The following is a 26,990-nucleotide window of genomic DNA, read 5'->3' on the forward strand; positions in this document are numbered from 1 at the left end:
AGTTCAAGATTATGAAACTAATATCGGAGACCGGGCTCATTTGTGTATATTAAAAAACTTTTATAAGTATTTCAGAAAATTCTTTAAAGCGAAGCAAAAAATCCTAAAACGGTTAAAGTTTTAGGATTTTGTCTTCCTTTCAGCGTGACCTTCAACCCTTGCAGTCTAGGAAGGCCGAGCATCGAAGCGGGCTTTCACAGGATGTGATGACGGCGGCGTTCAGGCAGGACGCCTGCGCAATTAGCCGCCGTTCCTTTTTCTATTCGTGCGCACCGACTTAGCAGGCCTGACAACGAATGCGAGGGTTTGTCGACACGCAGAAAGGGCTGTTAAAACAGCCCTTTCTGCTATTCAAGCTTAAATTTTTTCGTTAAATCGCGAAGCTCTTCTGCCATTTGTTCAAGAGTTGCAGCTGATGAGCTGATCTCTTCCATGGAAGCGAGCTGTTCTTCCGCCGATGCGGCAATGTCCTGAATGCCGGCGGAGCTTTCTCGTGAAACATCTGCAATCTCTTCGACCGCTCCCGAAATCGCTTGTGAACCGTCTGTTAATTGTTCGACCGTGCCATTCATCGTCTGCAGCTTTCCGGCGATTTCATTTGTCATATCATAGATTTGCTTAAAGCTTGATTCCGTCTCTTCTGTAATGACAAGACCTGACTGCACTTCCTCGTTGACGGATTTGAACATGTTGAGAGAGTGTTCGATCTCTTTGACGATGTCCTGAATCAGCGTCTCGATTTCTTTCGCCGATCCTGCTGATTGTGCGGCGAGCTTCCTTACTTCTTCAGCGACGACTGAAAAGCCTCTGCCCGATTCTCCGGCGCGCGCTGCTTCGATGGCGGCGTTCAGCGCCAAAAGATTCGTCTGGTCGGCAATGCCGTTGATCACGCGGAGGATTGCCGTGATGTCTTTGGATTTTGATTCCAATCCTTTGACAACGCGTTCAGCCTGCTTGACTGATTGATCAATCGAATTCATCTGACCGACGGTTTTCTGGACGAGCTCTCCGCCTGTTTCGGCAATTTCCGTCGATTGAATGGATGAAGCCGTAATCGTTTCTGATACACCGGCCATTTCGGTCAGCTGGTCATTCATTTGGCTGAGCTGTCGTGAGCTTGTTTCGACTTTTTCGTTCTGATTTTCAGCGCCGCTTGAGAACCGCTCGATGGCCAATGTAATATGTTCGGTCGCTTTGCTCGTCTGATCAGCGCTTGCTGTCAGCTGTTCTGAGGATGAGGCTACATTGTCAACCGATTCTTGAATGGCACTGATCAGCGCGCGCAATGAGTCGGCCATCTCGTTAAAGCTTGTGCCAAGCTGACCGAGTTCGTCCTTGGAGCGCACTTCGATTTTTTGTGTCAGATCCCCATTGCTGATGCTCTTGGCAGATGAAACGAGCTGATTTAACGGTTTGCTGATCGCCCGGACGATGAAGTAGACGAGAAGGCCGCCCAATACAATGGCTCCAGCCAGCGTGATGATCGCCATATTGAAGACCGGCTGTGCAGCATGTTTGATTTCGTCTTTATACATCGAGCCGCCGATTTTCCAGCCAGTCAATTTGTTCGTCGTGTAAACCGTTTTCTTTTCTTTACCTTTTTCCGTAACATCAAACACGCCGCTTGCTTTGCTGTACATGTTGTCGGTCAAAGCCGTTCCCGCTTCAGTGCCGGCCTTGATCTCAGGATCGGCGATATAGTTTTTGTCATTGCTTAATATGAAAGCATGGCCGGTTTTGCCGATATTGATGCTGTTCGCCGCTTCGATCAGCTTGTCAATATTCATGTCAAGCGCGACAACGCCTGATCCGTCTTTCGTTTGCTTTGCGATGGTGACAACCATATGTCCTGTTGATGCCGACTCATATGGTTCTGTGACGATCGTTTCGCCTTTTTTTTCTACCGCCTGTTTATACCAATCCCTCTCCACCGGATCATATCCATCCGGCAGTGGTGCATTAGGATATTGAGCATAGATGCTTTCATTCGAGCCGGTGAACACGAGCTCCACATCAGGATTTTGCTTCGAAAATTGCTCAAATCTTTGTTTGATGGAAGCCTGTCCCTTCTCCTCGTACGCCTTTTGATCCACCCATTCGCTGAAATACGCGATAGATGTTTCCTTGGCGCCGATATTTTGGGTGATCACTTCATTCAATTCATCGACATTGTCTTTGGCGCTCCTCATGATCTCGTCTTCAAGCGTACTGCTCGCCGTGTAGTATGAAGTAAACGAAAGTACTAAAATCGGAATGGTTAAAATTAATATAAATGAAAAAATGAGTCTTTTTGAAATAGAAGGACGCCTTGTCCAGTCCAATAGCCTTTTCATAAATGATGTCTCTCCTTTCTCTACTTTTATCGGAGAGAGATCATATTTTTTAAATAAAAAAAGCGGGAAATGAAACCATTTTCGTGCCCAAGCTTTAAGGCATATCTTAATAAAAAAGGAAAAGGGTGTTTTTCCATGATAAATATTTCGGGCTATTGGCTTCGCCCTGAGGATGCGGAAAAACTGAATGTCAGCGGGATGCAAAAAGAGATTGCCGACCAGATGCTCGCCATGCCTTCCAGCTACAGCTACAGCACGGTGTCTGAACTGTTATTCGAGCTCAGCTTCAGGGAGAATACGATCGAATCAGCCAGGGCGCTGATCAACAGCGGTGCCAGGTTTGCCACATTTTCAAAAACATATGGCAATGAGGCGTATTGGAGGGTGTCGCCTGAAGGGGCATTGGAGTTGAGATACAGAGTGTCCCCTTCCAATGCGATAAAAGACATTTTTGAAAGGGGCTCTCTTTATGCGTTTGAATGTGCAACTGCCATCGTCATCATCTTTTATATGGCGTTGATCAAAACGATTGGCGGGCAAACGTTTGATCAGCATTATGACAGAATCATCTTATATGACTGGCATTATGAGAAGCTTCCGATCTACACGGATAAAGGGAACGATTATCTGCCCGGAGACTGCCTGTATTTTAAAAATCCCGAATTTGATCAGGAAAGGCCGCAATGGCGTGGAGAAAACGCCATTTATTTAGGCCATAATCAATATGCGGCACACGGATTGGGTATCCTGAGCGCCGAAGCTATCATAGAAAAGTTGAATAAGCTGAGAAAACCGAATGCACAGACCTCCGCCTATTTGATGAGTCAGGTGACACGGGTCGATATTCCGACGATCTTTCAGATCATCAGATAACGCCGGCGGGACAGAGCTGTTCCATCAGCTCTTCTACGGTTGTTTCTTTTTCTATAGCGCGCGCGGCCTGACCGCACCATAAAGACATGTTGCCGGGGTTGTTTTCAAGCTGCGCCTTTTTTCTCATCGGTTTTGTCAATGCGTTTTGCAGCGGATACGGCAATGCCTCATCCTCATCTTGCCGCCTGTCTTCCATCCACTGATTGACAATGCCTCTTGCCGGTTTTCCTGAAAACAATCTCGTCAGCCTTGTGTCCGTCTCAGCCGCCCTGATCAATTGTTGCTTGTAAATTTGAGATGTTCCGCTTTCACTGCACGCCAAAAATACGCTTCCCAATTGGACGCCTTGTGCGCCCAGCGCGAATGCTGCCGCTACTCCTCTTTTGTCAAAAATGCCTCCCGCCGCGACTACTGGAACCGACACATGGTCTGCTGCTTGCGGAATCAGGGCCATTGACCCGACGGCGGCCTCTCCCTTCGTATGTAAGAAAGCTCCCCTGTGACCGCCCGCTTCACTTCCCTGAACAACGATGACATCCATGCCTTTCTCTTCAAGCAGCAGCGCTTCTTCAACAGACACTGCGGTTCCGATCAAACAGCATTGTCGTTTTTTAAGCTCTCCTACAACCTCGGCGGGCGGCACACCAAACGTAAACGAACAGACTTTGACATCCGATTTGAGAATGATGTCAATTTTTTCATTAAAATCAGACCAATCCTGTTCCTCGCTTGTCTCAGGCTCTGCCGACTGTGATAAAGGGATTTTCTTTTGCCAGCCTTCCAGTTTTTCGCGGCTGACCTGTTCCCTTTTTTCCGGAACAAACAGATTGACTTGAAACAAGGCGGGTGTGAGCTCTTTCGTTTCTTCGATCTGCCTTTTTAAAGCTGCAGGTGTCAAATAACCCGAAGCCAGGCTGCCCAGACCGCCTTGATTGGAAACAGCGGCAGCAAGCCGGGGCGTTGCCGGTCCGCCGGCCATCGGCGCTTGTATAATCGGCTTTGACAGCGAGAGAAGCTTCATTAATTCGTTCATTGCCGTGATCCCCCTTTTAATCGGCTATGATTTTAAAATAGCAGGTTCGCGATCTCGGACCGTCGAATTCGCAGAAATAAATGCCCTGCCATGTGCCAAGAATCAGCTTTCCGTCTGCAATGATGATGTGTTGTGACGCCCCGACAGTGCTCGATTTCATGTGAGCGGCAGTATTGCCTTCCATATGGCGGTCAAGTCGATGCTCCCAAGGATACACTTCATCAAACCGTCTCAGCATATCGCGTTTTACATCGGGATCAGCGTTTTCGTTTATCGTAATCCCGGCTGTTGTATGGGGGCAATAGATGATCACGGCGCCGTTTGAAACGCCCTTTTCCGTGATAAACTGTTGCACTTCATCAGTGATGTCAAGCATTTCATCGCGCCGGGCTGTCTGTATCCGTATTTTTTTCAGCATATACAATCGGCTCCTTTCTTTTCGCGCCCATTACTTCACTTCGTTAAAAGTCGCCGATTTCCTTTCTGAATATAAGTAAATGCGTGCTTCATACGGCTTCATGATAAAGGAAGTCAGATGTTTATGGTTTTGGATATCGATATTGGACATGAGGAGCATGTCGCTTGATAATGGATATGCTGAATGCTGATAAAATGCAATACGCCGGCTTAAGTTCACAATCACAATCGCTTTCTCTCCCCCAAGCTTGCGCAAATAGGCTATAATCTGCGGGTCCTCTGGAAGAAGCAGCTCAAACGTTCCATCGATGAAAACGTCATGGCGTTTTCTGAGGGCGATGATCTGTTTATAAAAGCGGTAGATGGAATGCCTCTCTTTTTGCTCGTTTGCGACATTGATCGTGCAATAATTGTCATTGATGTTCAGCCACGGCTTCCCGCAGGTAAACCCGGCATTTTGCCCATCCGTCCATTGCATCGGTGTTCTGGCGTTGTCTCTGCTCTTTTTCCGCACCGCCTTCATGATGTCTTCATGTGAGCGGCCTTTTTCTTTCTGAATACGATAGAACCTTTTGACGGAAACATCGTCATAATCTTCTATACGAGAGAATGCCGCGTTTGTCATGCCGATTTCCTGGCCTTGAAAAATAAACGGTGTTCCCTTCATCAAAAAATACATCGCAGCCAAAGCTTTTGCACTTTCAATTCTGTAAGTCCCATCCTCCCCCCAAACTGAAACGGCGCGAGGCTGATCGTGATTTTCGATAAAAAGCGCATTCCATCCCGTCACTTCAAGAGCGGTCTGCCAGCTTGACAAAATTCGCTTCAGGCGCACGATGTCGATCTGTTCTTCATCGTCAATATCCCAAAGTCCGAGATGTTCAAATTGAAAAATCATGTTGAAGATGCCGTTTTTCTCGCCGACCCATGCCTCCGCTTCTTCAGCGCTGACTCCATTCGCTTCTCCGACCGTCATGATATCAGGATGCCTGGCGAATGTTTCTTCCTTCAGTTCCAGGAGAAAGTCCATGATTCCCTCAACATTCATATGGAAGGCAAAGGACGGGACAAATCGGAGCCCTTCTGGATTGGGGAGATCCGGAAGCCCTGCTTTTTTCTTAATATGCGAAATCGCGTCCACTCTAAAGCCGTCGATTCCTTTATCAAGCCACCAATTGATCATGCTGTAGAGCGAGCGGCGCATATCACCGTTTTCCCAATTCAAATCGGGCTGTTTTTCGTCAAAAATGTGGAGATAGTACTGATCTGTTTTTGGATCAAAGCTCCAGGCGGAACCGCCGAATATGCTTTCCCAATTGTTTGGCTCATGCCCGCCTTTCCCGTCCTTCCAAATATACCAGTCCCGTTTTGGCGATGTTTTGTCTGACCTTGATTCAATGAACCATGGATGCTCATCACTTGTATGATTGATGACGAGGTCAATGATCAGTTTCAAACCGAGCCGGTGCGCTTCGGCCAATAATGCGTCAAAGTCGGCCATCGTCCCGAATTCTTTCATGATGCTTTGATAATACCTGATGTCGTAGCCATTGTCGGCATTAGGGGAATCAAAGACCGGACAGATCCAGATCGCATCCGCACCAAGCTCCTGAATATAAGGCAGCTTCATCCTGATCCCGTTCAAATCCCCGATCCCGTCCCCGTCGGAATCCATAAAACTGCGCGGATAGATTTGATAGACGACCGCTTCTTTCCACCATGCCCTTGTCATTCAAACACTCCTTAGCTGTTGTTTCCATATTATATAAGGAAACAATACAAGTTATGAACTGTTTCATAAACAAACCACCGCCCTTTAAAAAGAGCGGTGGCAAAAATCAATGAACCTTCACATCCCAATTGGAAATATTGATTTGTCCTGTTCCTCCGAATACTTCTGTACCAAATTCGACACTGCTGACATACTTCGTTTTGCTGAGCCAGTTTTTTGAATCGGCCAAATAATCGGTGAAGTCGCGGATGTTCAGGCTAGCACTCCGGGTGTTTGACGTTCTGACAAATGAATAGACATTCCAGCCTTTTCCGCCTCCGGCATCAATGTAGCCTTTATACACCTTCCATTTGTGCCCGCCGACTGACACGGTTTCGACATAGGAACCTGCGGGGCCTGCATTGGTGTTGTTCAGCCAGATCATGATTTCATCGGTTGGAGCGGTGTCCCAGCTCGCATGATTCGTGTTGTGCAGCCAAATGTCGTATGCCGCGTTGTATGTGCCGTTCGCACTGATCGAATAACTGACATTCGTGCTGATGTTTTTCTGATCTGACAAACGGGTCGGGAAGCCGCTTCCTTTCGTATAGCCTTCCGTCCAGTGCCAGCCGCTGACGATCGACGGATAGGCTTTAACTGTGCTTGTCGTGCTCGGCCAATTCCATACCCAGCCTAAATCCGAATCACTGTTATGATAAATCGTCTGCCACCAGCCGCTGACCTGGTCGGCTCCCCAGACATTGTTGAATATGTAGTATTGATTGTTTTTAAAATACATTTTTTCCGCTGGCTTGGATGAAGACGCGGCAAGCGCCGTGAACGGTCCCGCCAATAAGATGGTGAGCGCGAAGCCCCACAAAAGAAGCGATTTTGCGAACGAATGTTTTTTCAACGTTTTATGAACCTCCTCGTGATAATACACGACCATTATAAAAAAGAATCGGCAGCAGCACATTCATAGAAAGTCATGATTTTCCATAGATCATTATACTTAACTTTAAAAAAATCGCCAAAAAAAAGAAGTTTTCAGCTGCTATCGAACTAAAAACAGACTTTTAAACCGCAATCCGGGTTAAAAGTCTGTTTTTTTTATTTCAACAAAGCGAATATGGTGATCTTCGGCATCAAGAATTTTAAATTCGCATCCTTCCGTCTTAAAGACATCGCCGTTTTTCAGCTCCATTTTTTGCGTCAAGAGCCACCCGGCGATCGTATCCACCTCTTCATTATCGATCGCAATATGAAGAAGATCATTCACTTCGTCAATTAACGCTTTGCCGTCCATAATATAATGATGCTCGCCTTTTTTAACGATGTGAGGCATTTCATCCTGATCAAATTCATCCCTGATTTCCCCGACGATTTCTTCCAAAATATCTTCTACCGTCACAAGCCCCGCCGTTCCGCCGTACTCATCAGCAAGGATCGCCATATGAATACGCTCTTTCTGCATCCGAATCAATAGTTCCTGAATCGGGATGCTTTCAATCACCCTGATCACCGGCCTCATGATTTCGGTTAAATGGATCGACTGATCAAGGAAATAGGATTTAAACAGATCCTTGCTGTTGACGATTCCGATAATATGATCTTTATCATCCTTAATGACCGGATATCTCGTATAGCGTTCATTCATAACGGTTTCAATCGCTTCCTTGATGGCCTGATCTTCATCAAGCGTCGCCATCTCCGTTCTCGGAACCATGATTTCCCGCGCCAGCCTGTTGTCAAACTCAAAGATTTTGTTGACATACTTAAACTCCGACTGGTTGATCTCGCCTTTTTTATAGCTTTCAGACAGCATAATTCGCAGCTCTTCCTCACTGATGGCCACTTCATGTTCTTTGACCGAATGGAAACCAAAAAGTCTGGTCAGCAGACGGGCCGAGCCGTTTAATAATTTAATGAAGGGATACATGATTTTATAAAAAAGAATCAGCGGCTTCGCCGTCCAGAGGCTGACGGCTTCCGCCTTTTGAATGGCAATCGTTTTCGGAGCCAGCTCACCGACCACAACATGCAAAAACGTAATAATCACAAAAGCGGTCACCACTGACCCGATCCTTATGACCGACTCAGGCAGACCGAAGAGTTCGAAAAGCGGGTGAATGATCCTCTCAAATGTAGATTCCCCGAGCCAGCCGAGCCCTAAAGCGGTGATCGTGATTCCCAGCTGGCAGGCCGATAAGTATTCATCTAAATTTGAAATCACCTTTTTGGCTGCAATCGCCCGCGTATCCCCGTTTTCCACCAATTGATCGATTTTTGTCCCGCGAATTTTAACAATCGCGAACTCGGCGACAACAAAAAAAGCTGTTGCTGCAATTAAAAGCATGACGAGTATGAGATTTAAGATATTCAAAAAAAACCCTTACCAAATGAATTGGTAAGGGGTCACCTCCTCTGACGAATGGTTAGTCATTACGGCCGGACAGGAAAATCGCTACGAAGCGCAGCAGTTCAAACAATGAAACGAGCGCTGCGGCTACATATGTCAATGCCGCGGCATCAAGTACTTTGCTGACGCCTCTTTCTTCAGTGTTGCGGATCATTCCTTCCGAGACGATGATCCGTTTTGCCCTGGAGCTTGCGTTGAATTCAACAGGCAGCGTCACAAGCTGAAAGAGTACGGCTGCGGAAAACAGTATGATGCCGAGGCCGATCAGATTCAGGCTTCCAAGCAATAAGCCGCCAAGAAATAAAAACGGCGCCACTCCCGAAGAAAAGTTGACAATCGGGAACATCTTATGCCTTAAAACAAGGGCGCCGTATGATTCCTGATGCTGCAAGGCATGTCCGCATTCATGGGAAGCAACGGAAACTGAAGCGATCGAACGGCCGTAATATACGGGTTCAGATAACCGTACAACGCGCGCTGTCGGGTCATAATGGTCTGTCAAGGTTCCTCTTACCGGTTCAACCGGAACATCGTAGAGGCCGTTGCGGTCGAGAATCTGTCTGGCCACTTCCGCCCCCGTTCTTCCGCTTGAGGCCTCCACTTTTGAATATTTTTCAAAGTTACTCTTTACTTTAAATTGTGCCCAAATTGATAAACCTAATGCAGCAAATGTCAATAACAAAAAAATCATGCTCATCAAATCATCTTCCCTCTTTAAAGTAAAATGGTTTATGAATTCGAAATGGTTAAAATATATTTTATTTGAGGGGATCCCCTTTGTACAGGAAAATGCATTACCTGCTTTTCCGCGGAAAACAAATCCCGATAAAACAACAGGCCATTCCCGAAATCATCACATACAATGGCGGCCTTACCGTCAGCTCCTTGAAAAACTCGCTCCAAAACACTTCATTTGTCGTCAGGTAGACGGAATTCAAATCAAAAATGAATTGAATGGCCGCGCCCGCCATCAGCTGCACGCCGATCAACACCAGGATGATTCTCAATAAACAGGACATTCAACTCGCATCCCCCACCCGTTTTGTAAAATTGTATGGAGGGATCGGAACTGTTATACCGGCGCATCAAAAATATCATATCTCTCATATCTATTGTCGGTAACTCCCTGTTGTTTTCTCCTGAAAATATTTGGATATACTGAATAAAAAAAGCGCAGCGGGTGGTGGCACGGTGAAAGTTACAGACCAAGAAAAAGAACAGCTGAGCACAGCGATTGATAAAATGAATGAAGGGCTTGATGCATTCATTCTCCTTTACAACGAATCGGAAAAAGACGAGCCGCTGATCGAGTATGAAGATGAAACCGCGGACATTATCAAAAAAGCGATTGAACACCATGGAAAAGAAAGCATCAATCAAAAATTAAACGCGATCATAAAAGAAATTTTATCGTTTTCCCTTTTGCAGGATGGTGAAAAAACGTGAAATCAAACCGTATTTTTATCGCATGGCTTAGATGGCCGATGTATGTTCGGGTTTCTATCATCATCCTTTTATTGATCATTATTTTTGGAGAACTGATCACAATCGTTGAACCTGATCAATTTTCAAATGTCTTTGACGGGATTTGGTGGTCGCTCATTACCGTCTCGACCGTCGGATACGGCGATGCGGTGCCGAAGACGGCCGCTGGAAAACTTGTCAGCATGGTGCTCATTTTATTAGGCGCCGCTTTTGTGACGGCCTATTTTGCAACGATGGCGACAGCGGCTTTCAATAGGCAGCAGCGCTATGCAGAAGGCAAGGTGAATTACAAAGGAAAGGGGCATATCGTTCTGGTCGGCTGGAACGAAAAATCCAATAAACTGATTCGCTCTCTGCAAGCCAACAATCCCGGCAAAACGATCGTGCTGATTGATGAAACATTAAAGGAAGGCCCGCTGATGGAGGACGTTCACTTCATCAGCGGACATGCCGCAGACGATGCCACATTAACAAGTGCCAATATCGAAAAGGCCGGCATTGTTTTGATAACCGCTGATCAGCATAAAAACGAAGCGGCCGCAGATACGCAGACCATCTTAACATTAGTGGCTGTCAAAGGGCTGAACCCTTCCGTTTATTGCATCGCCGAAATCCTGACGGAAAAACAAAAAAAGAATGCCGAGCGGGCCGGAGCAAGTCAAATTATCAGTACGGCTGAGTTATTAAAAACCGCGATGCTGCAGCATTTTCTCATTAAAAGCCAGCTTCCTGGTCCGGTTTTCGAAGAAGCCGACATTCATTTAAAAGTCCATGCCTTTCCTGTTCCGGCATCTTTGCAAGGAAAAACGTTCCAAGATGCGATCCATCACTTTTTGAATGACGATATTTTGCTTGTCGGTATTCAGCAAAAAGACGGACCGGCTTTATCGCCTTCCTTTTCGTACAAACTCGAGCCGACTGATCAGTTGCTGGCGCTTTAAGACAACAGCGCCTGTTCGAGTTCTTTTACATAAGAACGGCCCAGATCTTCATAGACACTTGCGATATCGGCATCTTTTTCCTTTGGCTCTGCAAATTGGTCAAAGGAGGCACGAAAATTCCCCTGAATGACGTGATCATCGAGCGCCTCCTGATAAACATGGCGCAGCAAAAACGGCTTGCCCAATTTGACTGTCGCGTTTTGCGAATCAAGCTGTCCGTCTTCCGCCTCAAACGGCACCCGCAAAAACAAATATCCGTCTTGATCATCCATCTTATAGTCAAAAAAGCCGTGGTCGTACTCCCATCCCCCGCTGATCACATATCCGAGCGGTTTTAGCGTTTGTTCAAGGTGATAGAGCGAGAAAGAACGATTTTCCAATTCAGATGGTATGTTTATCATAAAAAAACCCCTTTTTCGTTTTTACATTTACCTTACATCAGCATCACTACCGTAATTCTTTGTCAGGCTTGTTCAAATGGCCTTCTGTAATTTCGTTAAAGAGCGTACCCTCCGGCTGCAGTGCATTGTTTTGCATTTGCAGAAATTTTTTATACTCCCCGACGGTAAAAGGCTTTGCATCATCAGTTAATTCATAGCCGATCTGGCCATTAGACTCCAGGGTTGCGTTTTTGACATCAGATAATTTTGAAATTCCCTGGGTTCTCAGCCTCATTTCCAGCTGGTCGACGGTCAGTCGGTGTTTTTTGAGGTTGTCTGTTTGCAATTCCCCATTTTCGATCAGGACAACCGCTTTTCCCGCTATAAGGGTTTCAAAAAAGTCAAATTTCATTTTTAAATACTCGATCAACAAGAGAACGATGATAAAAATTGATGCGGCTGTCACCGTTTTGAAGACGCTGTCTTCGATGATTGGCTGAACGATGATCGTTCCGATGGAAATCATGACGACGGTTGTCGCTATCGTCATTTGCGATATCGATTTTCTTCCGGAAATTCTCAACAGGATAATCCCCGTTAAAATAAGAAGAAGTGTTTTCAGAACAAAAAGCATGACCTCACCCCAAACCTTTTTATTTCTTTATTATGGTTCAGAAGTGTTTTCTTATGAGTATGTTTGCGGCAAAACTGGCAAATAACGAATATTCAAAAGAGGAAATGAGATATATCGAATGCTCCGAAAGACCTCAGGACCGGTCCAGTTTTCATTGATCTGCCCATTAAAAGAAGGATTTTTATTTTCGATTGAAGAAAATGTAATTGATGAAAATTACTGTATCGCATATAAAGAAAGCAGGTGCAAAAGGTGAATGTTAAGGTTTGCATGGTATCCATTAAAGTAACGGATATGAAAGAAGCGAAGAGTTTTTATTGTGAAAAATTGAATTTTAAATTGGAAAAAGAGTATGGGGAAAATATCATTGAATTAAATGTCGACGGTTTTCCAATTATTCTTGAGAAAGCTTCGAAACCGAACACCTTAGAGTATGGAGAACATTCACAAGTCGTACTTGGTTTACAGACCGATGATATAAAGAAGGACATGAATCACCTGAAACAAAACGGTGTACACGTTTTGTACGAAGAACCGCAAACATGTCCTCCGGGTCATTATACGGTCATTGTCGACCCGTTCGATAATAAAATTGAGCTGCTTGAAGTTTCTAAATCAATGGCGAACATGTAATAAAAAACAGACTCATCTGGAGTACTCCCCTTCCCAGTCCCCCTCTTTTGCCAGCGGAAGCCGTGGTAAAATCATGATGAGGAATCTATAGGGAGTGGATAGATGAATGAGGGACTATTTTCTGCAATCGAAACGGATTGGGTTTTCGCTATGGTCAAAAGAGGATATGGATTTAGCAAACGTATTGTGGGGAGATCCGGATGTAACAGCATATATATCCAGCCGCGGCAGGCTTGAAGCTGAAGAGGTAAAAAACCGTTTACAGCAAGAAATCGAACAATATCAAACGGACGGTGTTCAATATTTTCCGATTTTCGCCATAGACAATCATGCCTTTATCGGATGTTGCGGACTCCGTCCATACAACCTTGATGAGCGGGTTTATGAAATCGGATTTCATCTCGTGCGTTCGATGTGGCATAAAGGCTATGCTAGTGAAGCTGCCATATCCATGATTGATTATGCTTATACAAAAGTAAACGCAAGCAAGCTGTTTGCCGGCCACCATCCTGAAAACCAGGCTTCACGAAAGCTCTTGAACAAGCTCGGCTTCCGTTATACACATGACGAATTTTATCCGCCAACAGGCCTTCACCACCCGTCCTACATATTGCACAAAACGTAAAAATGGCCGGCTGCACTTCACTGTGCTGCCGGCCATTTTCTCTTCTTATTGATTCAAGCGTTTTTCAAGCTCCGCTTTTTTCTCTTCAAATCCCGGTTTGCCGAGAAGGGCGAACATGTTCACTTTGTAAGCTTCAACCCCAGGCTGGTCAAACGGGTTGACACCGAGCAGATATCCGCTCATCGCGCAGGCTTTTTCAAAGAAGTATACAAGGTAGCCAAACGTATAGGCGTTCATTTCCGGTACGTTCACGATCAGGTTCGGCACATTTCCGTCCGTATGTGCGAGCATCGTGCCTTGGAACGCTTTTTTATTGACGAAATCGACGGTTTTGCCCGCTAAATAGTTCAGGCCGTCAAGGTCATTGTCCGCTTCTTCGATCGTCAGTTCATGTCTTGGCTTTTCAACATTCAAGACGGTTTCAAACATATCTCTTCTTCCTTCTTGAACATATTGTCCAAGTGAGTGAAGATCGGTAGAGAAATTGGCGGAAGAAGGGTAAATCCCTTTTTCGTCTTTTCCTTCGCTTTCGCCGAACAGCTGCTTCCACCATTCCGCAAAGTACTGAAGGCCAGGCTCGTAGTTGATCAGCATTTCGATTGTTTTTCCTTTATTATAAAGAACGTTTCTGACAACCGCGTATTGGTAAGCCGGGTTATCCTCTAGCTCTGATACGGAAAAATCTTTGCTTGCATCTTGAGCGCCTTTCATCATGTCATCGATATCAACACCGCTGACGGCAATCGGAAGCAGCCCAACCGCAGTCAGGACAGAATACCGTCCGCCGACATCGTCAGGAATGATAAATGATTCAAAGCCTTCTTCATTGGCCAGCGTTTTTAGTGCGCCGCGCTCTTTATCTGTTGTCGCATAAATGCGGCGTTTCGCTTCTTCTTTTCCGTATTTCTCTTCCAGAAGCTTGCGGAAAATCCGGAAGGCGATCGCCGGTTCAGTCGTTGTTCCTGATTTGGAAATGACGTTGATTGAAAAATCGGCGTCTTCGAGAAGGTCCATGACATCTTTCATATAGGAAGAGCTGATATTGTTGCCGATAAAAATGACTTGAGGCGTTTTCCGTTTTTCTTTCGGCAGGGTGTTGTAGAATGAATGATTCAGCATTTCAATCGCTGCTCTCGCGCCGAGATAAGAACCGCCGATTCCTACGACAAGAAGGACGTCAGAGTCGTTTTTAATTTTTTCGGCGCTTGTTTGAATGCGGGCAAATTCTTCTTTGTCATAGTTGGACGGAAGATCCACCCAGCCTAAAAAGTCGCTGCCGGCACCGGTTTTTTCATGAATCGAGTGATGGGCAACCTTTACGAAATCACGCAGATATGTAAGCTCTTTTTCTTTAAAAAATGGCAATGCTCTTGAGTAATCAAAACGGACATGCGTCATATGAATAAACCTCCAGTTCTCACTGTTTTCTAATATTCCCGCCAGCGCTTTCATTTTTGACTCGGGCTCCGGCTAGTATGGGTCTGTTAAACATGTCGATTTAAGGCGACAGCCTCTTCCCTTTTCACTTTATATGAACTCCATCGCGAAATCAAGTGATGAACAGGAGCGACCAATGCCTTGATGGCGGCTTGGCAGCCAAAAATGCCGAATTCGCATGGAACTTTGAATTTTTGTCAAAATGACAACAAATCAAAAAGCGGCTCGGAAAGAGCGTTCCTTTCCGGAGCCGTTTTGTAGTTACAGCGAAGCTTTCAGGATGGACAGAACATCCGCTTTATTCAACGTTTTAAAACGGCCGAATTCTCCGTTGGCCATCGCTTTGTCGGCAATGAGATCAAGCTTTTCATCCGTGATATCATAATCGCTGAGGCGGCTCGGCGCTCCAAGACTCGTCCAGAATTCTGAAAGCTTTTCAATACCCGCCAGAGCCACTTCACGATCTGTTTTGCCTGTTTCATCAACGTCAAACACACGGACGGCAAGCTGTTTAAAGCGGCCGACATTTTCAGAAAGCGTGTGCTTCATCCAGTTCGGGAAGAGGATGGCAAGTCCTCCGGCATGAGGAATATCGTAAACGGCGCTGACGGCGTGCTCGATGTTGTGTGTCGCCCAGTCGCCGCGGGCTCCCATTGACAGCATGCCGTTTAAGGCAATCGTACCCGTGAAGAGAATCGTTTCGCGCAGTTCATAATTTTCAAGGTCGTCAATGAGCTTAGGAGCGGTTTCAATCACCGTTCTTAACAGGCTTTCACACATCCGGTCCTGATAAGGGGTATTTTCGACATGATGAAAATATTGTTCAAACACATGGGACATCATATCGACCATGCCGTAAATCGTATGATCTTTAGGTACCGTAAACGTGTTGACCGGATCTAGGATTGAGAACTTAGGGAATACAAGCGGGCTCCCCCATCCGTATTTTTCATTTGTTTCCCAATTGGTAATCACAGACCCTGAATTCATTTCAGATCCGGTCGCCGCTAATGTGAGTACCGTTCCGAACGGGAGCGCTTCAGTCGGAATATGTTTTTTTGTAACAATATCCCAGGCGTCACCATCATATTTAGCGCCCGCTGCAATCGCTTTCGTACAGTCGATGACACTTCCGCCTCCAACCGCCAGAAGAAAATCAATATCATTCTCCTTGCAGATCGCCGCGCCTTTATTGACTGTGGCGACGCGCGGATTCGGTTCAACACCGGCCAGTTCATGAACATTTGCACCCGCTTTTTCGAGGATCGAGACGACTTGATCGTATAAACCGTTTCGCTTAATGCTGCCTCCGCCGTAAATGAGCAAAATGTTGGAGCCGTATGGTTTAATTTCTTCTGGAAGTTTTTCCACTTCTCCGCGTCCGAAAATCAGTTTGGTCGGATTCCAATATGTAAATTGATCCATCTAATCTCCTCCTTTAACCACTATTATGTGAAAAGGCTGTACGCTATGTAAAGCGATCTGCTTTTATACGTATAAACTATCCAAAACGTTCACAATCTATAAATGTTCATGACAAATAAAGGAGGAAAATGAAAAATGAGTGTGCTTCAGCGTATTGCATTGGTATTGACGATTATCGGAGCAATCAATTGGGGACTGATAGGATTTTTTCAATTTGACTTGGTTGCAGCCATTTTCGGCGGACCCGGTTCTGCCATATCCCGTACGGTTTATGCGCTTGTCGGGATTGCCGGTTTGATCAATCTCGGCCTTTTATTTAAACCGCAAGAAGAAACCGCCGGGGAAGACGCGAAACAGCCGGAAATGCGGTAGCCGTCCATAAAAAAATAACTCCGGCGGGGGCCGGAGTTATTTGCGTTCAGCTTACTTTTTGATTAAATCTTTTCTGTTAGACTGCTCAATCCACTCTTCAAGCTTGTCTTTTAGCGTATTGAAGCCTTGCGGAGCAGCCGCATCTTCAGTTTGGACAGCCTTTTGTCTTCTAGGCTTGCTTTCTTTTCGTTCAGGAGCTGCCTGTGTAGCACGAATGGATAGGCTGATTTTGCCTTTTTCCTCATCGACAGAAAGAACTTTAACCTGCACTTCATCACCGATGGCCAAGTGCTCGTTGATATCTTTAACGAAACCGTGTGTCACTTCAGAAATATGCACAAGTCCCTGTGTTTCTTCATCTAGGGCAACAAACGCTCCATACGCCTGTAATCCAGTCACTTTACCAGTGTAAACACTGCCCACTTCAAATTTTGCTGTCATAACTAACAACTCCTACATCTAATGAATTTAACTCTTTTTATACGCAATAAAAAATTATATCACACAAGTCCTTTTTAAGCAAAAAAACTTTTTTTAAAACATACATGTTTAAAACTCACGCCAAAGGGGAATACTGAGAATAATCAAGGCTTTCTAGTATCCCCCCCTTATTTTGTATGCGGACCTGTCAAAAGGTGCGTATTTTTTTGTCCTTATAACTTACAAGCTGCCGACGAACCGCTTCATCCTGACAAGCGCCTCCTGAAGCTGTTCAAGCGAGGACGCATAGGAGCACCTGATATAGCCTTCTCCGCTCGGCCCAAAGACATTGCCCGGAACGACGGCGACTTTTTCTTTCATGAGCAGCGCTTCTGCAAACGCTTCAGAGCTCATACCGGTTTTTTTGATCGACGGAAACGCGTAAAAAGCGCCGCCCGGCTGATGGCAGTCAAGTCCGATCTCATTGAGGCTGTCGACAAACACATTTCGCCTGCGCCGATAGCTTTTTCTCATCTTTTCGACATCGTTGAGCCCGTTTTTAAGCGCTTCCTCTGCGGCGAATTGAGCCATGCTCGGAGCACACATCATGGAATATTGATGGATTTTCAGCATCGGCTCCCGTAAAAAAGCCGGAGCCGCGACATAGCCGAGGCGCCATCCCGTCATAGCGAAGCCCTTTGAAAAACCGGATATCAAAATCGTCCGCTCTTTCATCCCGCTGATTTCCGCAAAGCTGGTATATGGTTCATCATATGTAAGTTCGGCATAGATTTCATCCGCAATGACAATCAGGTCATGCTTTTTCGCAAATGCCGCAATGTCGTTTAGCTCTTCTTTTGAATACACAGAACCGGTCGGATTGGACGGCGTGCAAAGAATGATCGCTTTTGTCCGTTCCGTGACGGCCGCTTCAAAGTCTTCGGCCTTCGCTTTAAATCCCCGTTCAGCATTCGTATGGATGTGGACGGCTCTTCCGCCTGCCAGGGAGACAAGCGCTTCATAGGCGACAAAACACGGTTCGGGAATCAGCACTTCTTCTCCCGGATCGAGAATCGCCCTTACCGCGATGTCGAGGGCCTGGCTTGCCCCGACGGTCACGATCAGCTCGCTCTCCGGCGAATAGTCAAGCTGAAAGCGTTTATTCAAATAAGCGCTGATCTCTTTCCTCAAGGAAAGGAGACCGGCGTTTGCCGTATAGGATGTATAACCCTGTTCAAGGGAAAGGATGCTCGCTTCCCTGACATTCCACGCCGTCACAAAGTCGGGCTCTCCGACGCCTAAGGAAATGACGCCTTCCATCGTTGATGCGAGATCGAAAAACTTGCGGATGCCGGACGGCTTGATTTGCTGTGCTGCTTTGGATATATAACTCGATCTCATTTACGGAGACACCACGATTCTTTTGTCATCATCACCGGAGTCAAAAACTTTCCCGTCGTGCTTGTATTTCTTCAAAATAAAGTGGGTGGTTGTCGATACGACGGAATCAAGCGTCGATAATTTTTCTGATACGAAGTGCGAAATATCAGACATCGTTCTGCCGCGAATGACAACTGACAGATCATAAACTCCTGACATTAAGTAAACGGATTCAACTTCATCAAACCTGTAAATCCGTTCGGCCACTTCATCAAACCCGACGCCGCGCTTCGGTGTCACCTTGACATCGATCATCGCCGTTACGCCTTCATGGCCGTCGACTTTGCGCCAATCGATCATTGCCGAATAATCGATAATGACCTTCTCTTTTTCCAGCTTTTCAATAATCGCTTTCGTTTCTTCCTGAGAGATATTCGCCATTTTCGCGATCGTTTCAGGTTCGAGGCGGCTGTTTTCCTCTAAAATTTCCAATACTTCGGTTTCTTTTTCAGTAAGCTTCATCTTGTTATCACACCTTTAAATGTCTGAGAAATCTTCTGAATATTATAGCACGTTTTTCGGCGATTGTAAGTCGGTAAAAAAAGCGAAATTACGGGGTGAAAAAAATTTTTTCGGGTACGATAAATAACATACTCAAACAGGCTCCGCAACATGCAGTCGGGCTTGTTTTACATGAAGAAAACGATCTCGGAGTGATTTTGATCATGCAGTTATCGAAACCTACCACACAGCACATTCATGGGGTTAATATCTATTATGAACATTATGAAAATCCCGGCAGGACAACGCTGATTTTAATTCACGGCTTTCTTTCCTCTTCGTTCTGCTACAGAAAGCTCATTCCTCTTTTGAAGAATGAGTTTAATATCATCACTCTTGATCTACCCCCTTTTGGACAATCGGAAAAATCGCAGACCTTTGTTTATACGTACCAAAACATGGCCAGAGTGGTGATCGGGCTGATCGAACGGCTGAAGATCACAGAAGCGGTCTTGGTCGGGCATTCAATGGGCGGACAGATTTCCCTTTATGCCGTAAAGGAGCGGCCCGAGCTGTTTAAAAAGGTCGTGCTGCTCTGCAGCTCAGGATATTTAACACGGGCGCCGCGGCGGCTCATTTTCGGGAGCCACATCCCCTATTTCCACTTGTATATCAAACGCTGGCTCTCCAAACAAGGCGTGCTCAAAAACCTGATGAATGTCGTTTATGACAAATCCCTGATCGATCAGGACATGATTGACGGCTATTTGAAGCCATTTCTCGACGATCAGATTTTCAGAGCGCTCGCACGCCTGATCAGACATCGGGAGGGCGATTTAGCGCCCGACGAATTAAAACAAATCGAAACGCCGTCCCTTTTGATCTGGGGGGAAGAGGACCGGGTCGTGCCCGTTCAGATCGGAAAAAGGCTTCATCAGGACTTGCCCAATTCCTCTTTTTATTCTTTAAAACACACCGGGCATCTCGTTCCCGAGGAAAATCCGGATTTTGTTTCAGACAAAATCGCTAATTTTGTCATCACATAAAATAAAAAACCGCCGGCGGCGGTTTTTTAAACAGTTTGGACTCTATGTTTTAGCAGGAACTGCTGTCTTTCAGTACAAGGAGCCGATCTGCCATTTTTATGCATTCCTCCAATGGCAGTGTCTCGTCAAATGACACTTCAAAAACGGCTTGAATCGCCTTGCCGAGCCGGTTTCTATCGTCCTCGGTGTAGACGGCCTGAACGATTTCCGCCGCTTCTGTTTCGTAAAAATCAGCCCCGGCGGAGAAAGGGTCCCATTCTTTGATCATCTGTACAATTTGAGCTGCTGCCTGACTTTCTTTCATATGGATCACCGCTTAAACTGAAATTTTTCAAAGCTATTGTATCATAACCTGGCCAATCTTTGATAAAAAACACCGTTTTAAAGATCCGCGTTTTCCTTTTTCCGCCGCCGAGTGATCAAATAAATTCCGAGGCCGTTGACGAGAACGAGGCCGAAAACCGTATTGCCAAGCGGCGCCCAGCCGCTTTCCCCCGTCATAACCAGCGACAGGACAACTTTGCCGACAAGAGTCGCATTCAATACCGCGAGCCCCCATCCCAATGAGCGCTGCCAAAATGCCGCACATATCAACACGAGAAACCCCATCATCAAAGCAATCGTCAACATGGCTGTAAGCGAAGAGGACAAGAGCATTTGTTCATATTCCAAAACAGTCTGCATCCGGGGATCGATCGTCTCAGGGACTGGGAACCAGACCATGCTGCTCATCATCAGCAAAAAGGTGATGATCACGCCTTTCCATGATCGTTTATAACAAAAATAACAAAGCACAATGAGAAATAACGGGCGGATATACCAGCTAAGCGGATTGAGATGGCGCTGAAAAGCCCATTCAAGCACGCTGTTCCATTCCATTTGCACCCACTCCTTTTTTAAATGAGGCTTTCTCCGCGAAAAGATTGCAATCTCTTGCTATCATCGTTAATGTATAACATATGAAAAAGACATGAGGTGAGATCATGGATTTTAATACAGAACATAACAGACGCGGAACGCAGTCTGTGAAATGGGATTTAACACAAGAATTATTCGGCGTCAATGACGCGCTGCCGATGTGGGTGGCGGATATGGACTTCCGCGCGCCTGAAGCGGTTATTGATGCTCTTCAAGAGCGCCTGGAGCACGGGGTTTTCGGCTATACGTCGGCAGGCGCAAAAACGAAGGAAGCTGTCGTCAGCTGGCTCAACAGACGCCACGGCTGGGAGACTGAACCGTCGTTTATTACGTTCAGCCCCGGCATCGTTACAGCGATTGCCACCGCTGTCCAGGCATTCACTGAACCGGGTGACAAAGTCGTCGTTCAGCCGCCTGTTTACACCCCGTTCTTTGACATGGTGACGAAAAACGGACGGTCTGTATTACATAACCCTTTAATCGAACAAGACGGACGCTATGAGATCGATTTTGCCGATCTTGAAAAAAGCTTGAGCGAACCGGATGTAAAGCTTTTCATTCTTTGCAGCCCGCATAATCCTTCCGGCCGCTCCTGGACGAAACAAGAACTGACAAAGCTTGGCGAGCTCTGCCTTGCCCATGGGGTGACGGTCATTTCTGACGAAATTCATTCCGATTTGATGCTGTATGGGCGCAAACATACCCCGTTTGCCTCGATTTCCCGGGAATTCGCAGAGCTTTCGATCACATGCATCGCTCCGAGCAAGACATTTAATTTGGCCGGACTGCAGGCCTCGGCCATCATCATTCCCGACCGGGCGAAAAGGGCGGCTTTCACACAGGTGATGCAGCGCCAAGGGCTGTCATCGCTAAACGCATTTGCGGTCTCAGCCATTGAAGCCGCATATTCAAAAGGCGAACCTTGGCTGGACCGATTAATCCCCTATATCGAACATAATATGGAGGAAGTGAGCCGCTTTTTGCAGCAGGAGCTGCCTGAGGTGCGGATGATGAAGCCGGATGCCTCATATTTAGCATGGCTGGACTGCAGAGCCCTCGAACTGTCAGATCAGGAATTGAAGCGCAGGCTCCTTCATAAAGGAAAGCTGATTCTTGAATCCGGACCGAAGTACGGCCCGGGTGGAGAAGGGTTTGTCAGAATGAATGTCGGATGTTCACTGTCCGTGGTAAAGGACGGACTGAGCCGCTTAAAAACGGCTTTTTCATAAGCATCACGGCATGTCTATCGTTTATGCGTTTCTTGCTGCATTTCTTGTTCGAGCTTTTCCGCTTTTTCAGCTTCTTTTTTGGAATGTCTGATGATCAGCCGGAATACAAAAAGAGCGATGATAAAGAAAATGGCCAACGTGATAAAAGAAGGAATATACTCTCTTTTATCTTCAGGAAAATAAAGCATAAACTGAATGAGCAATGGCGCCACTCCCCCGATTGTTTATTGTTTCCAAATATAATCATACCATTTGGAGGTGGACGCAGTGAATCAGTTTCAAGTCGGAGATCAGGTAAAAGGTTTTTATAAAACAGGCGTTTATATAGGAGAAATAACGGATATCAAGCCGATGCACTATTTAGTGAAAATTCTCGCCGTCTTAACCCATCCGAAGCAGGGGGATCTTCATCATCCCAAAGATGCCGAAGTGGCATTTTTCCATGAACGAAAGGCTCTCGCTTACCGTGAGCAGACAAACATTCCGCACCATATGGTGAAGCCTTACGACGGCCCTGTGCCGGATTACGAGGATTCACTTCGCGAGGCGCTGAGCCGTTTTCAAGCGGAATTGGCAAACGATCCGTCAGATTACGCGGCGAAATCGCTGGCATGCGCCGCTGCACTTGAAAAAGAATATTTTCCAAACAAATAACCCAATCTTCTGTTTAAGATTGGGTTGTTTATGTTGCATGTGGAAATACCTTTGACAGATCGATCCGGTCGCCGATCGTCGTCGGCTTCGGATTCTCCAAGTACTGTTTATCACGTTCGACAAGCTGAAATAATTTATAGGTCGTCATGGCGTCATCAAGCGCTTTATGCTGCTTCCCGGTGCCGGAGTCCCCGTACTCCTCAGCCGCTTTCCACAAATTCGTCAACGTTTTGTCGCCAAAGAATTCCTTGTACTCCATCGACAGATCCCTCATTTCTCCTTTAAATGGAAACGCGACATGGTTAAACATGCAATTTTGCTTTAATACTTTCATATCCATGTTTCCCCATGTAATGATGACGCTGTTTTGATCAGGATCAAGCTCTTTCAGCTTTTCAATCAATGCTTGAAATGTAATGCCTTGATCGACTTCTTCCTGCGTAATGTTCAAAAAAGATTTGCAGCGCCGCGTCAGCTTGGGAAACTTCTTTGGCTTGATATAGCTTGAAAACGTTTCAACCACCTCATCATCAACCGCCTTTACAATCCCTGCTTCGATAATCTCCGGGAAAAAATTTTGCGGATGATACTTCCCCTCCGGCATTGTAAATTCAAAATCAATAACAAGTAAGGGGCTTTGTTTCAATGTTCACACCTGCCTTTCTATCGCAGTATAAAACCTTCCCAACTGTGGGCAGCGGATGTTGATCGTCCGGGGCCAAGGCTCATTGTCTGTTTTTTTAAAAATTCCGTTCTTCTTTCTTTTATTATATCATTATATTTCTATATTCACGCTCATATTTTCTGAAAATGACGAAAATTCATTCAAACGCCTTTTTCACATTGAAAAGTCGCCCGTCCCGTCCTTCTGCAACATTTCCTTTATAATGAAATGGAACTTCATTTTTTTAAGAAGGTGATTCTCATCTCTGTTCATAAGAAAAACCTAGTCATCATGTGGTTTGCAAATTTTTTTGTCGCGGCAAGCTCCACAATGGTTCTGCCGTTTCTTTCTCTCTATATCGAGACGCTCGGCAGCTACTCCGACGGATTTACGCAAAAATGGAGCGGATATGTGTTTGGCGTCACATTTTTGATGGCTTTTTTGGTCTCTCCTTTTTGGGGGAGATTCGGTGATAAACACGGCTATAAAAAAATTCTGCTGATCACCGGGACCGGCATTGGAACGAGCATTCTCCTCATGTCGATTGTCTCCTCTGTATATGAGCTGTTTTTTCTGAGAATGGCAATGGGCCTTGTCACAGGCTTCATCCCTACCTCCCTCGCGATGATTTCGGCGCAGACGCCGAAATCGAAAGCCGGCAAAACGCTTGGCACATTGCAGATGGGCACGGTTTCGGGAGGATTGTTCGGCCCGTTGCTCGGCGGCCTTCTCGCCGATCATGCCGGTTTTACATATACCTTTTTTATTACGGCGTTTGTGATTTACGGTGCGGTTTTCCTCGTTTTTGTCGGTGTCCGGGAACATCCGCTGAAAGCGCACCGCAGCCGGACAGTTCCATATACAAGAAAACAAGTGCTCCTAACGATATTAAAACGGCGTCCGCTGATCACTGTCATGGTGCTGACGGCGGTGATTCAAATCGGGAACTTCAGCGTCCAGCCGCTGCTCGCCTTGTATGTCAGCGAGCTGCACGGCCCAGAGCACCTTGCGTTTTTTTCCGGGCTCGCTTTTTCAGCAACCGGTCTCGGAAACCTTTTGGCCGCGAGAAAATGGGGTGCCTTGGGCGACCGGTTCGGGCATGGAAAAATATTAGCCATTCTGTCGCTTTTGGCAGCGGGATGTGTCATTCCCCAAGGGCTCACATCGACTTATGAAACGCTTGTGGCTTTCAGATTTCTTTTCGGAATCGCCTTAGGCGGAATGATTCCCTGCATCACGGCATCCATCCGCGTTCAAACACCGGGTGACATCCAGGGGGAAGTGCTTGGCTACAATGTCAGCTTCAGATTTTTGGGCAATGTGATCGGTCCGGTGCTCGGGGGTATGCTGTCAAGCGGTTTCGGCATTTCTTCCGCCTTTTACGCAACCGCTGTTCTCTTTTTCAGCGGAGCCTGCCTCCTGCTGTTCCAAAGGTCCCAGCAAAAGAAATCAGAAGCAAAGGCAAGCTGACATATAAAAATAAGGAAATCTATCAAATTATTCTTCTCGATCTTGAAAAAGAATGGTACGATATGGCTAGAATTTAGCGAAAAGAGTGTGACATAGAGTGACAAAATTGCGTTTGATCCTTGGATGGATTTTGCTGATCATGTTTATTCCCATATTTGTATATACTTTAATGGCCTCAGGTGAAGAAGCCGAAAAAATGAAGCCTCTCGACCAAGTGCTCGATGAGAAAATCAACTTAAAGGACATCGGCCTTGTACAAAACAGCTACATGTATGACAGGGACGGCGCCCTGATTTCAGAGATTGTCTCTGATCACCAGAATCGGGTGTTTGTCTCTTACAAAAATATTCCCGAACATGTCAAGCAGCTGTTTTTGACATCGGAGGATCGCCATTTCTTTCAACATAAAGGCTTTGACTTTCTCGGGATGGTCCGGGCCGCCGCAGCCAATTTAAAAAAAGGCGGCATTGATCAGGGAGCGAGCACGATTACCCAACAGCTCTCGCGAAACTTGTATTTGAGCCATGAACGGACTTTCGACCGCAAGCTGACAGAGCTTCTGTATTCCTATCAGCTTGAAAAAAAGCTATCAAAAGAAGAGATTTTCGAGAAATATTTAAATACGATTTATTTTAATAATGGCGTATACGGGATTGGATCTGCGTCCAGATATTATTTCAACAAGCCGCTCAAATCTCTTACGCTCGCTGAAACGGCGTTTATTTGCGCGATCCCTAATAACCCTACATTATATGATCCTTTGAAACATTTTGACTACACAAAAACCCGTCAAAAACGGCTTCTCGGAGAGTTGAGAGAAGCGGGCGTCATCAATGAGAAAGAATATAAAAAAGCGGTTAAGGAAAAAATTAAACTCAATGTGAAAGAAAAGAAAGACGCCTATCCCGATTACGCAACATATGTCAATGATGAATTCACCAAATTGGTTTCGTCTTCCGAAGGCTTTGACAAACGGCTGAAAAAGGCGAAAACAAAGGAAGAGAAGGAGAAAATTGAAAAAGAGCTGTCAAACCGGATCAGCTCCCTTTTGACAGGCGGCATTAAAATCTACACGGCGCTTGATCCCGAGATGCAAAACAGAGTCGTCCAGCAAGTCAACAGCCGGCTCCCGTATGCAGAAGTCCAGGGAGGTGCCGTCGTCATCAACCACCAAACCCATCAAATCGTCGCCATGTCGGGCGGGAAAAATTATAAGAAATACGATTTCAACCTGGCTTATCAAGCCCATAGGCAGCCCGGCTCATCGATCAAGCCGCTGCTTGACTACGGACCTTATATGGAAGAAACGGGCGCCACGGCCGGCAGCATGATCGATGCCAGCAGATTTTGCAGCAAAGATTACTGCCCGAACAACTTTAATGAAAAAACATATGGAACCGTCTCGATCAAAACGGCTTTTAAATATTCCTATAATACACCGGCCGTCCGGGCGTTGAATCAAATCGGCGTCCAGAAAGGGTTCAGCTATTTAGAGCCGTTTGGATTTGAAAAAATCGATCCGAAGGACTACCGTCTCCCAGCCGCTTTGGGCGGGTTTACGGATGGCTTTTCACCGCTTGAGATGGCGAACGCTTATACGACGTTTGGCAATGATGGCAGCTATACGCCAAGCCATGCGATCACAAAGGTTACGAATTTAAAAGGAAAAACGCTTTACAAGTGGAAAGATAAACCGAAGCAGGTCTTCAGCCCGCGGACAAACAATCAATTGCGCATCCTCTTGTCAGCGGTTGTTCAAGAAGGAACCGGACGAAAAGCCAATTTCAGCGGTGGATATGTCGGAGGCAAGACGGGAACGTCAAACGACTACAGAGACCTGTGGTTTGTCGGATTGACCGATACGTATACAATGAGTGTATGGGTTGGAAAAGAGAAAAAAGGCAATGTCGAATTTCTTCATCATACAGGACCCCAGCTTTTAATATGGAAAGGGACGCTTCAATACGCATATTAGAAGGGAGAGCTGATG

General features: G+C 46.0%; 30 protein-coding genes. 11 read left to right on the plus strand and 19 right to left on the minus strand.

All coding sequences use genetic code 11. The annotated features are described in order from the left end of the window. Positions 1 to 347: 347 nt before the first annotated feature. On the minus strand, positions 348 to 2,333 hold the full coding sequence (locus ACINLD_RS19755; protein WP_026588533.1) for a methyl-accepting chemotaxis protein: 1,986 nt from the start codon (positions 2,331 to 2,333) through the stop codon (positions 348 to 350). Positions 2,334 to 2,468: 135 nt separating this feature from the next. On the opposite strand from ACINLD_RS19755, the gene ACINLD_RS19760 reads away from it, so the two are divergent. Next, positions 2,469 to 3,206: a protein-glutamine gamma-glutamyltransferase gene (locus ACINLD_RS19760; RefSeq protein ID WP_077735479.1), complete on the plus strand. Its 738-nt coding sequence runs from the start codon at positions 2,469 to 2,471 to the stop codon at positions 3,204 to 3,206. On the opposite strand, the gene ACINLD_RS19765 is transcribed toward ACINLD_RS19760, so the two are convergent. The 7 genes from ACINLD_RS19765 to ACINLD_RS19795 form a co-directional block, all read right to left on the minus strand. After that, the gene (locus tag ACINLD_RS19765; protein ID WP_277691565.1) at positions 3,199 to 4,239 is read right to left on the minus strand and encodes a nitronate monooxygenase; all 1,041 of its coding nucleotides are present in this window, start codon (positions 4,237 to 4,239) and stop codon (positions 3,199 to 3,201) included. The genes ACINLD_RS19760 and ACINLD_RS19765 overlap by 8 nt on opposite strands. 16 nt (positions 4,240 to 4,255) lie before the next feature. Further along, positions 4,256 to 4,657, minus strand: coding sequence for a secondary thiamine-phosphate synthase enzyme YjbQ (locus tag ACINLD_RS19770; RefSeq protein ID WP_026588536.1), 402 nt, complete (start codon positions 4,655 to 4,657; stop codon positions 4,256 to 4,258). Positions 4,658 to 4,687: 30 nt separating this feature from the next. Further along, a complete protein-coding gene (locus ACINLD_RS19775; protein ID WP_409444183.1) occupies positions 4,688 to 6,388 on the minus strand; it encodes a glycoside hydrolase family 13 protein in 1,701 nt (566 codons plus the stop codon). A gap of 106 nt (positions 6,389 to 6,494) precedes the next feature. Further along, complete coding sequence (locus ACINLD_RS19780) at positions 6,495 to 7,280, minus strand: GH12 family glycosyl hydrolase domain-containing protein (RefSeq protein ID WP_026588537.1); 786 nt, start codon at positions 7,278 to 7,280, stop codon at positions 6,495 to 6,497. A gap of 180 nt (positions 7,281 to 7,460) precedes the next feature. Then, positions 7,461 to 8,750 (minus strand): hemolysin family protein, encoded by a 1,290-nt coding sequence (locus ACINLD_RS19785; RefSeq protein ID WP_026588538.1) that lies wholly within the window; start codon positions 8,748 to 8,750, stop codon positions 7,461 to 7,463. 52 nt (positions 8,751 to 8,802) lie between these two features. After that, the gene (locus ACINLD_RS19790; RefSeq protein WP_026588539.1) at positions 8,803 to 9,477 is read right to left on the minus strand and encodes a zinc metallopeptidase; all 675 of its coding nucleotides are present in this window, start codon (positions 9,475 to 9,477) and stop codon (positions 8,803 to 8,805) included. Positions 9,478 to 9,580: 103 nt separating this feature from the next. Further along, positions 9,581 to 9,805: a hypothetical protein gene (locus ACINLD_RS19795; protein WP_026588540.1), complete on the minus strand. Its 225-nt coding sequence runs from the start codon at positions 9,803 to 9,805 to the stop codon at positions 9,581 to 9,583. A gap of 172 nt (positions 9,806 to 9,977) precedes the next feature. On the opposite strand from ACINLD_RS19795, the gene ACINLD_RS19800 reads away from it, so the two are divergent. Together ACINLD_RS19800 and ACINLD_RS19805 are read left to right on the plus strand one after the other, a co-directional pair. Continuing rightward, positions 9,978 to 10,232 carry a protein mistic gene (locus ACINLD_RS19800; protein ID WP_026588541.1) on the plus strand — a complete coding sequence of 85 codons (255 nt, stop codon included), beginning with the start codon at positions 9,978 to 9,980 and terminating at the stop codon, positions 10,230 to 10,232. Next, positions 10,229 to 11,212, plus strand: coding sequence for a potassium channel family protein (locus ACINLD_RS19805; protein WP_409444185.1), 984 nt, complete (start codon positions 10,229 to 10,231; stop codon positions 11,210 to 11,212). The genes ACINLD_RS19800 and ACINLD_RS19805 overlap by 4 nt, the downstream gene beginning before the upstream one ends. On the opposite strand, the gene ACINLD_RS19810 is transcribed toward ACINLD_RS19805, so the two are convergent. Together ACINLD_RS19810 and ACINLD_RS19815 are read right to left on the minus strand one after the other, a co-directional pair. Beyond that, the gene (locus ACINLD_RS19810) at positions 11,209 to 11,613 is read right to left on the minus strand and encodes a YugN-like family protein (protein WP_026588543.1); all 405 of its coding nucleotides are present in this window, start codon (positions 11,611 to 11,613) and stop codon (positions 11,209 to 11,211) included. The genes ACINLD_RS19805 and ACINLD_RS19810 overlap by 4 nt on opposite strands. A gap of 46 nt (positions 11,614 to 11,659) precedes the next feature. Next, positions 11,660 to 12,226 (minus strand): DUF421 domain-containing protein, encoded by a 567-nt coding sequence (locus ACINLD_RS19815; protein ID WP_026588544.1) that lies wholly within the window; start codon positions 12,224 to 12,226, stop codon positions 11,660 to 11,662. A gap of 252 nt (positions 12,227 to 12,478) precedes the next feature. Here ACINLD_RS19815 and ACINLD_RS19820 point away from each other — a divergent pair, with 252 nt between their 5' ends. Both ACINLD_RS19820 and ACINLD_RS19825 read left to right on the plus strand, forming a co-directional pair. After that, positions 12,479 to 12,859 carry a VOC family protein gene (locus ACINLD_RS19820; protein WP_026588545.1) on the plus strand — a complete coding sequence of 127 codons (381 nt, stop codon included), beginning with the start codon at positions 12,479 to 12,481 and terminating at the stop codon, positions 12,857 to 12,859. Positions 12,860 to 12,965: 106 nt separating this feature from the next. Next, positions 12,966 to 13,484 (plus strand): GNAT family N-acetyltransferase, encoded by a 519-nt coding sequence (locus ACINLD_RS19825; protein WP_409444187.1) that lies wholly within the window; start codon positions 12,966 to 12,968, stop codon positions 13,482 to 13,484. A 45-nt stretch (positions 13,485 to 13,529) separates the two neighbouring features. Here the strand turns inward: ACINLD_RS19825 and ACINLD_RS19830 are convergent, their stop codons facing one another. Together ACINLD_RS19830 and ACINLD_RS19835 are read right to left on the minus strand one after the other, a co-directional pair. Continuing rightward, the gene (locus tag ACINLD_RS19830; protein ID WP_026588547.1) at positions 13,530 to 14,882 is read right to left on the minus strand and encodes a glucose-6-phosphate isomerase; all 1,353 of its coding nucleotides are present in this window, start codon (positions 14,880 to 14,882) and stop codon (positions 13,530 to 13,532) included. A 300-nt stretch (positions 14,883 to 15,182) separates the two neighbouring features. Then, positions 15,183 to 16,346 carry an iron-containing alcohol dehydrogenase gene (locus tag ACINLD_RS19835; RefSeq protein WP_409444189.1) on the minus strand — a complete coding sequence of 388 codons (1,164 nt, stop codon included), beginning with the start codon at positions 16,344 to 16,346 and terminating at the stop codon, positions 15,183 to 15,185. A 135-nt stretch (positions 16,347 to 16,481) separates the two neighbouring features. On the opposite strand from ACINLD_RS19835, the gene ACINLD_RS19840 reads away from it, so the two are divergent. After that, on the plus strand, positions 16,482 to 16,718 hold the full coding sequence (locus tag ACINLD_RS19840) for a DUF378 domain-containing protein (RefSeq protein ID WP_026588549.1): 237 nt from the start codon (positions 16,482 to 16,484) through the stop codon (positions 16,716 to 16,718). A gap of 51 nt (positions 16,719 to 16,769) precedes the next feature. Here ACINLD_RS19840 and yugI read toward each other — a convergent pair whose 3' ends face one another. The 3 genes from yugI to ACINLD_RS19855 all read right to left on the minus strand — a co-directional run bounded on the left by yugI (position 16,770) and on the right by ACINLD_RS19855 (position 19,040). Then, positions 16,770 to 17,159: a S1 domain-containing post-transcriptional regulator GSP13 gene (yugI, locus tag ACINLD_RS19845; protein WP_026588550.1), complete on the minus strand. Its 390-nt coding sequence runs from the start codon at positions 17,157 to 17,159 to the stop codon at positions 16,770 to 16,772. Between the two features lie 219 nt (positions 17,160 to 17,378). Continuing rightward, complete coding sequence (locus ACINLD_RS19850) at positions 17,379 to 18,539, minus strand: aminotransferase (protein WP_026588551.1); 1,161 nt, start codon at positions 18,537 to 18,539, stop codon at positions 17,379 to 17,381. Beyond that, positions 18,540 to 19,040 carry an Lrp/AsnC family transcriptional regulator gene (locus tag ACINLD_RS19855; RefSeq protein WP_026588552.1) on the minus strand — a complete coding sequence of 167 codons (501 nt, stop codon included), beginning with the start codon at positions 19,038 to 19,040 and terminating at the stop codon, positions 18,540 to 18,542. A gap of 203 nt (positions 19,041 to 19,243) precedes the next feature. Here ACINLD_RS19855 and ACINLD_RS19860 point away from each other — a divergent pair, with 203 nt between their 5' ends. Continuing rightward, entirely contained in the window at positions 19,244 to 20,065 is an 822-nt protein-coding gene (locus ACINLD_RS19860) for an alpha/beta fold hydrolase (RefSeq protein WP_026588553.1), read from the plus strand. A 49-nt stretch (positions 20,066 to 20,114) separates the two neighbouring features. On the opposite strand, the gene ACINLD_RS19865 is transcribed toward ACINLD_RS19860, so the two are convergent. Both ACINLD_RS19865 and ACINLD_RS19870 read right to left on the minus strand, forming a co-directional pair. Continuing rightward, complete coding sequence (locus tag ACINLD_RS19865) at positions 20,115 to 20,369, minus strand: DUF1871 family protein (RefSeq protein ID WP_026588554.1); 255 nt, start codon at positions 20,367 to 20,369, stop codon at positions 20,115 to 20,117. Positions 20,370 to 20,446: 77 nt separating this feature from the next. Beyond that, positions 20,447 to 20,944, minus strand: a complete 498-nt coding sequence (locus ACINLD_RS19870) for a hypothetical protein (protein WP_277691568.1) — start codon at positions 20,942 to 20,944, stop codon at positions 20,447 to 20,449. 104 nt (positions 20,945 to 21,048) lie between these two features. On the opposite strand from ACINLD_RS19870, the gene ACINLD_RS19875 reads away from it, so the two are divergent. Continuing rightward, positions 21,049 to 22,212, plus strand: coding sequence for a MalY/PatB family protein (locus tag ACINLD_RS19875; protein ID WP_409444191.1), 1,164 nt, complete (start codon positions 21,049 to 21,051; stop codon positions 22,210 to 22,212). A 14-nt stretch (positions 22,213 to 22,226) separates the two neighbouring features. Here the strand turns inward: ACINLD_RS19875 and ACINLD_RS19880 are convergent, their stop codons facing one another. Beyond that, positions 22,227 to 22,424, minus strand: a complete 198-nt coding sequence (locus ACINLD_RS19880; protein ID WP_077735484.1) for a hypothetical protein — start codon at positions 22,422 to 22,424, stop codon at positions 22,227 to 22,229. 55 nt (positions 22,425 to 22,479) lie between these two features. Here ACINLD_RS19880 and ACINLD_RS19885 point away from each other — a divergent pair, with 55 nt between their 5' ends. Continuing rightward, complete coding sequence (locus ACINLD_RS19885; protein WP_026588558.1) at positions 22,480 to 22,866, plus strand: kinase-associated lipoprotein B; 387 nt, start codon at positions 22,480 to 22,482, stop codon at positions 22,864 to 22,866. Positions 22,867 to 22,894: 28 nt separating this feature from the next. On the opposite strand, the gene kapD is transcribed toward ACINLD_RS19885, so the two are convergent. Beyond that, entirely contained in the window at positions 22,895 to 23,512 is a 618-nt protein-coding gene (kapD, locus tag ACINLD_RS19890; RefSeq protein ID WP_026588559.1) for a 3'-5' exonuclease KapD, read from the minus strand. A gap of 246 nt (positions 23,513 to 23,758) precedes the next feature. Between kapD and ACINLD_RS19895 the strand changes: the two genes are divergently transcribed. Then, a complete protein-coding gene (locus ACINLD_RS19895) occupies positions 23,759 to 25,000 on the plus strand; it encodes an MFS transporter (protein WP_035428450.1) in 1,242 nt (413 codons plus the stop codon). Between the two features lie 97 nt (positions 25,001 to 25,097). After that, positions 25,098 to 26,975 carry a transglycosylase domain-containing protein gene (locus ACINLD_RS19900; RefSeq protein ID WP_410207131.1) on the plus strand — a complete coding sequence of 626 codons (1,878 nt, stop codon included), beginning with the start codon at positions 25,098 to 25,100 and terminating at the stop codon, positions 26,973 to 26,975. Positions 26,976 to 26,990: the final 15 nt, after the last annotated feature.

This window comes from Bacillus sp. z60-11, assembly GCF_046464135.1.
GTDB lineage: Bacteria > Bacillota > Bacilli > Bacillales > Bacillaceae > Bacillus > Bacillus sonorensis_A.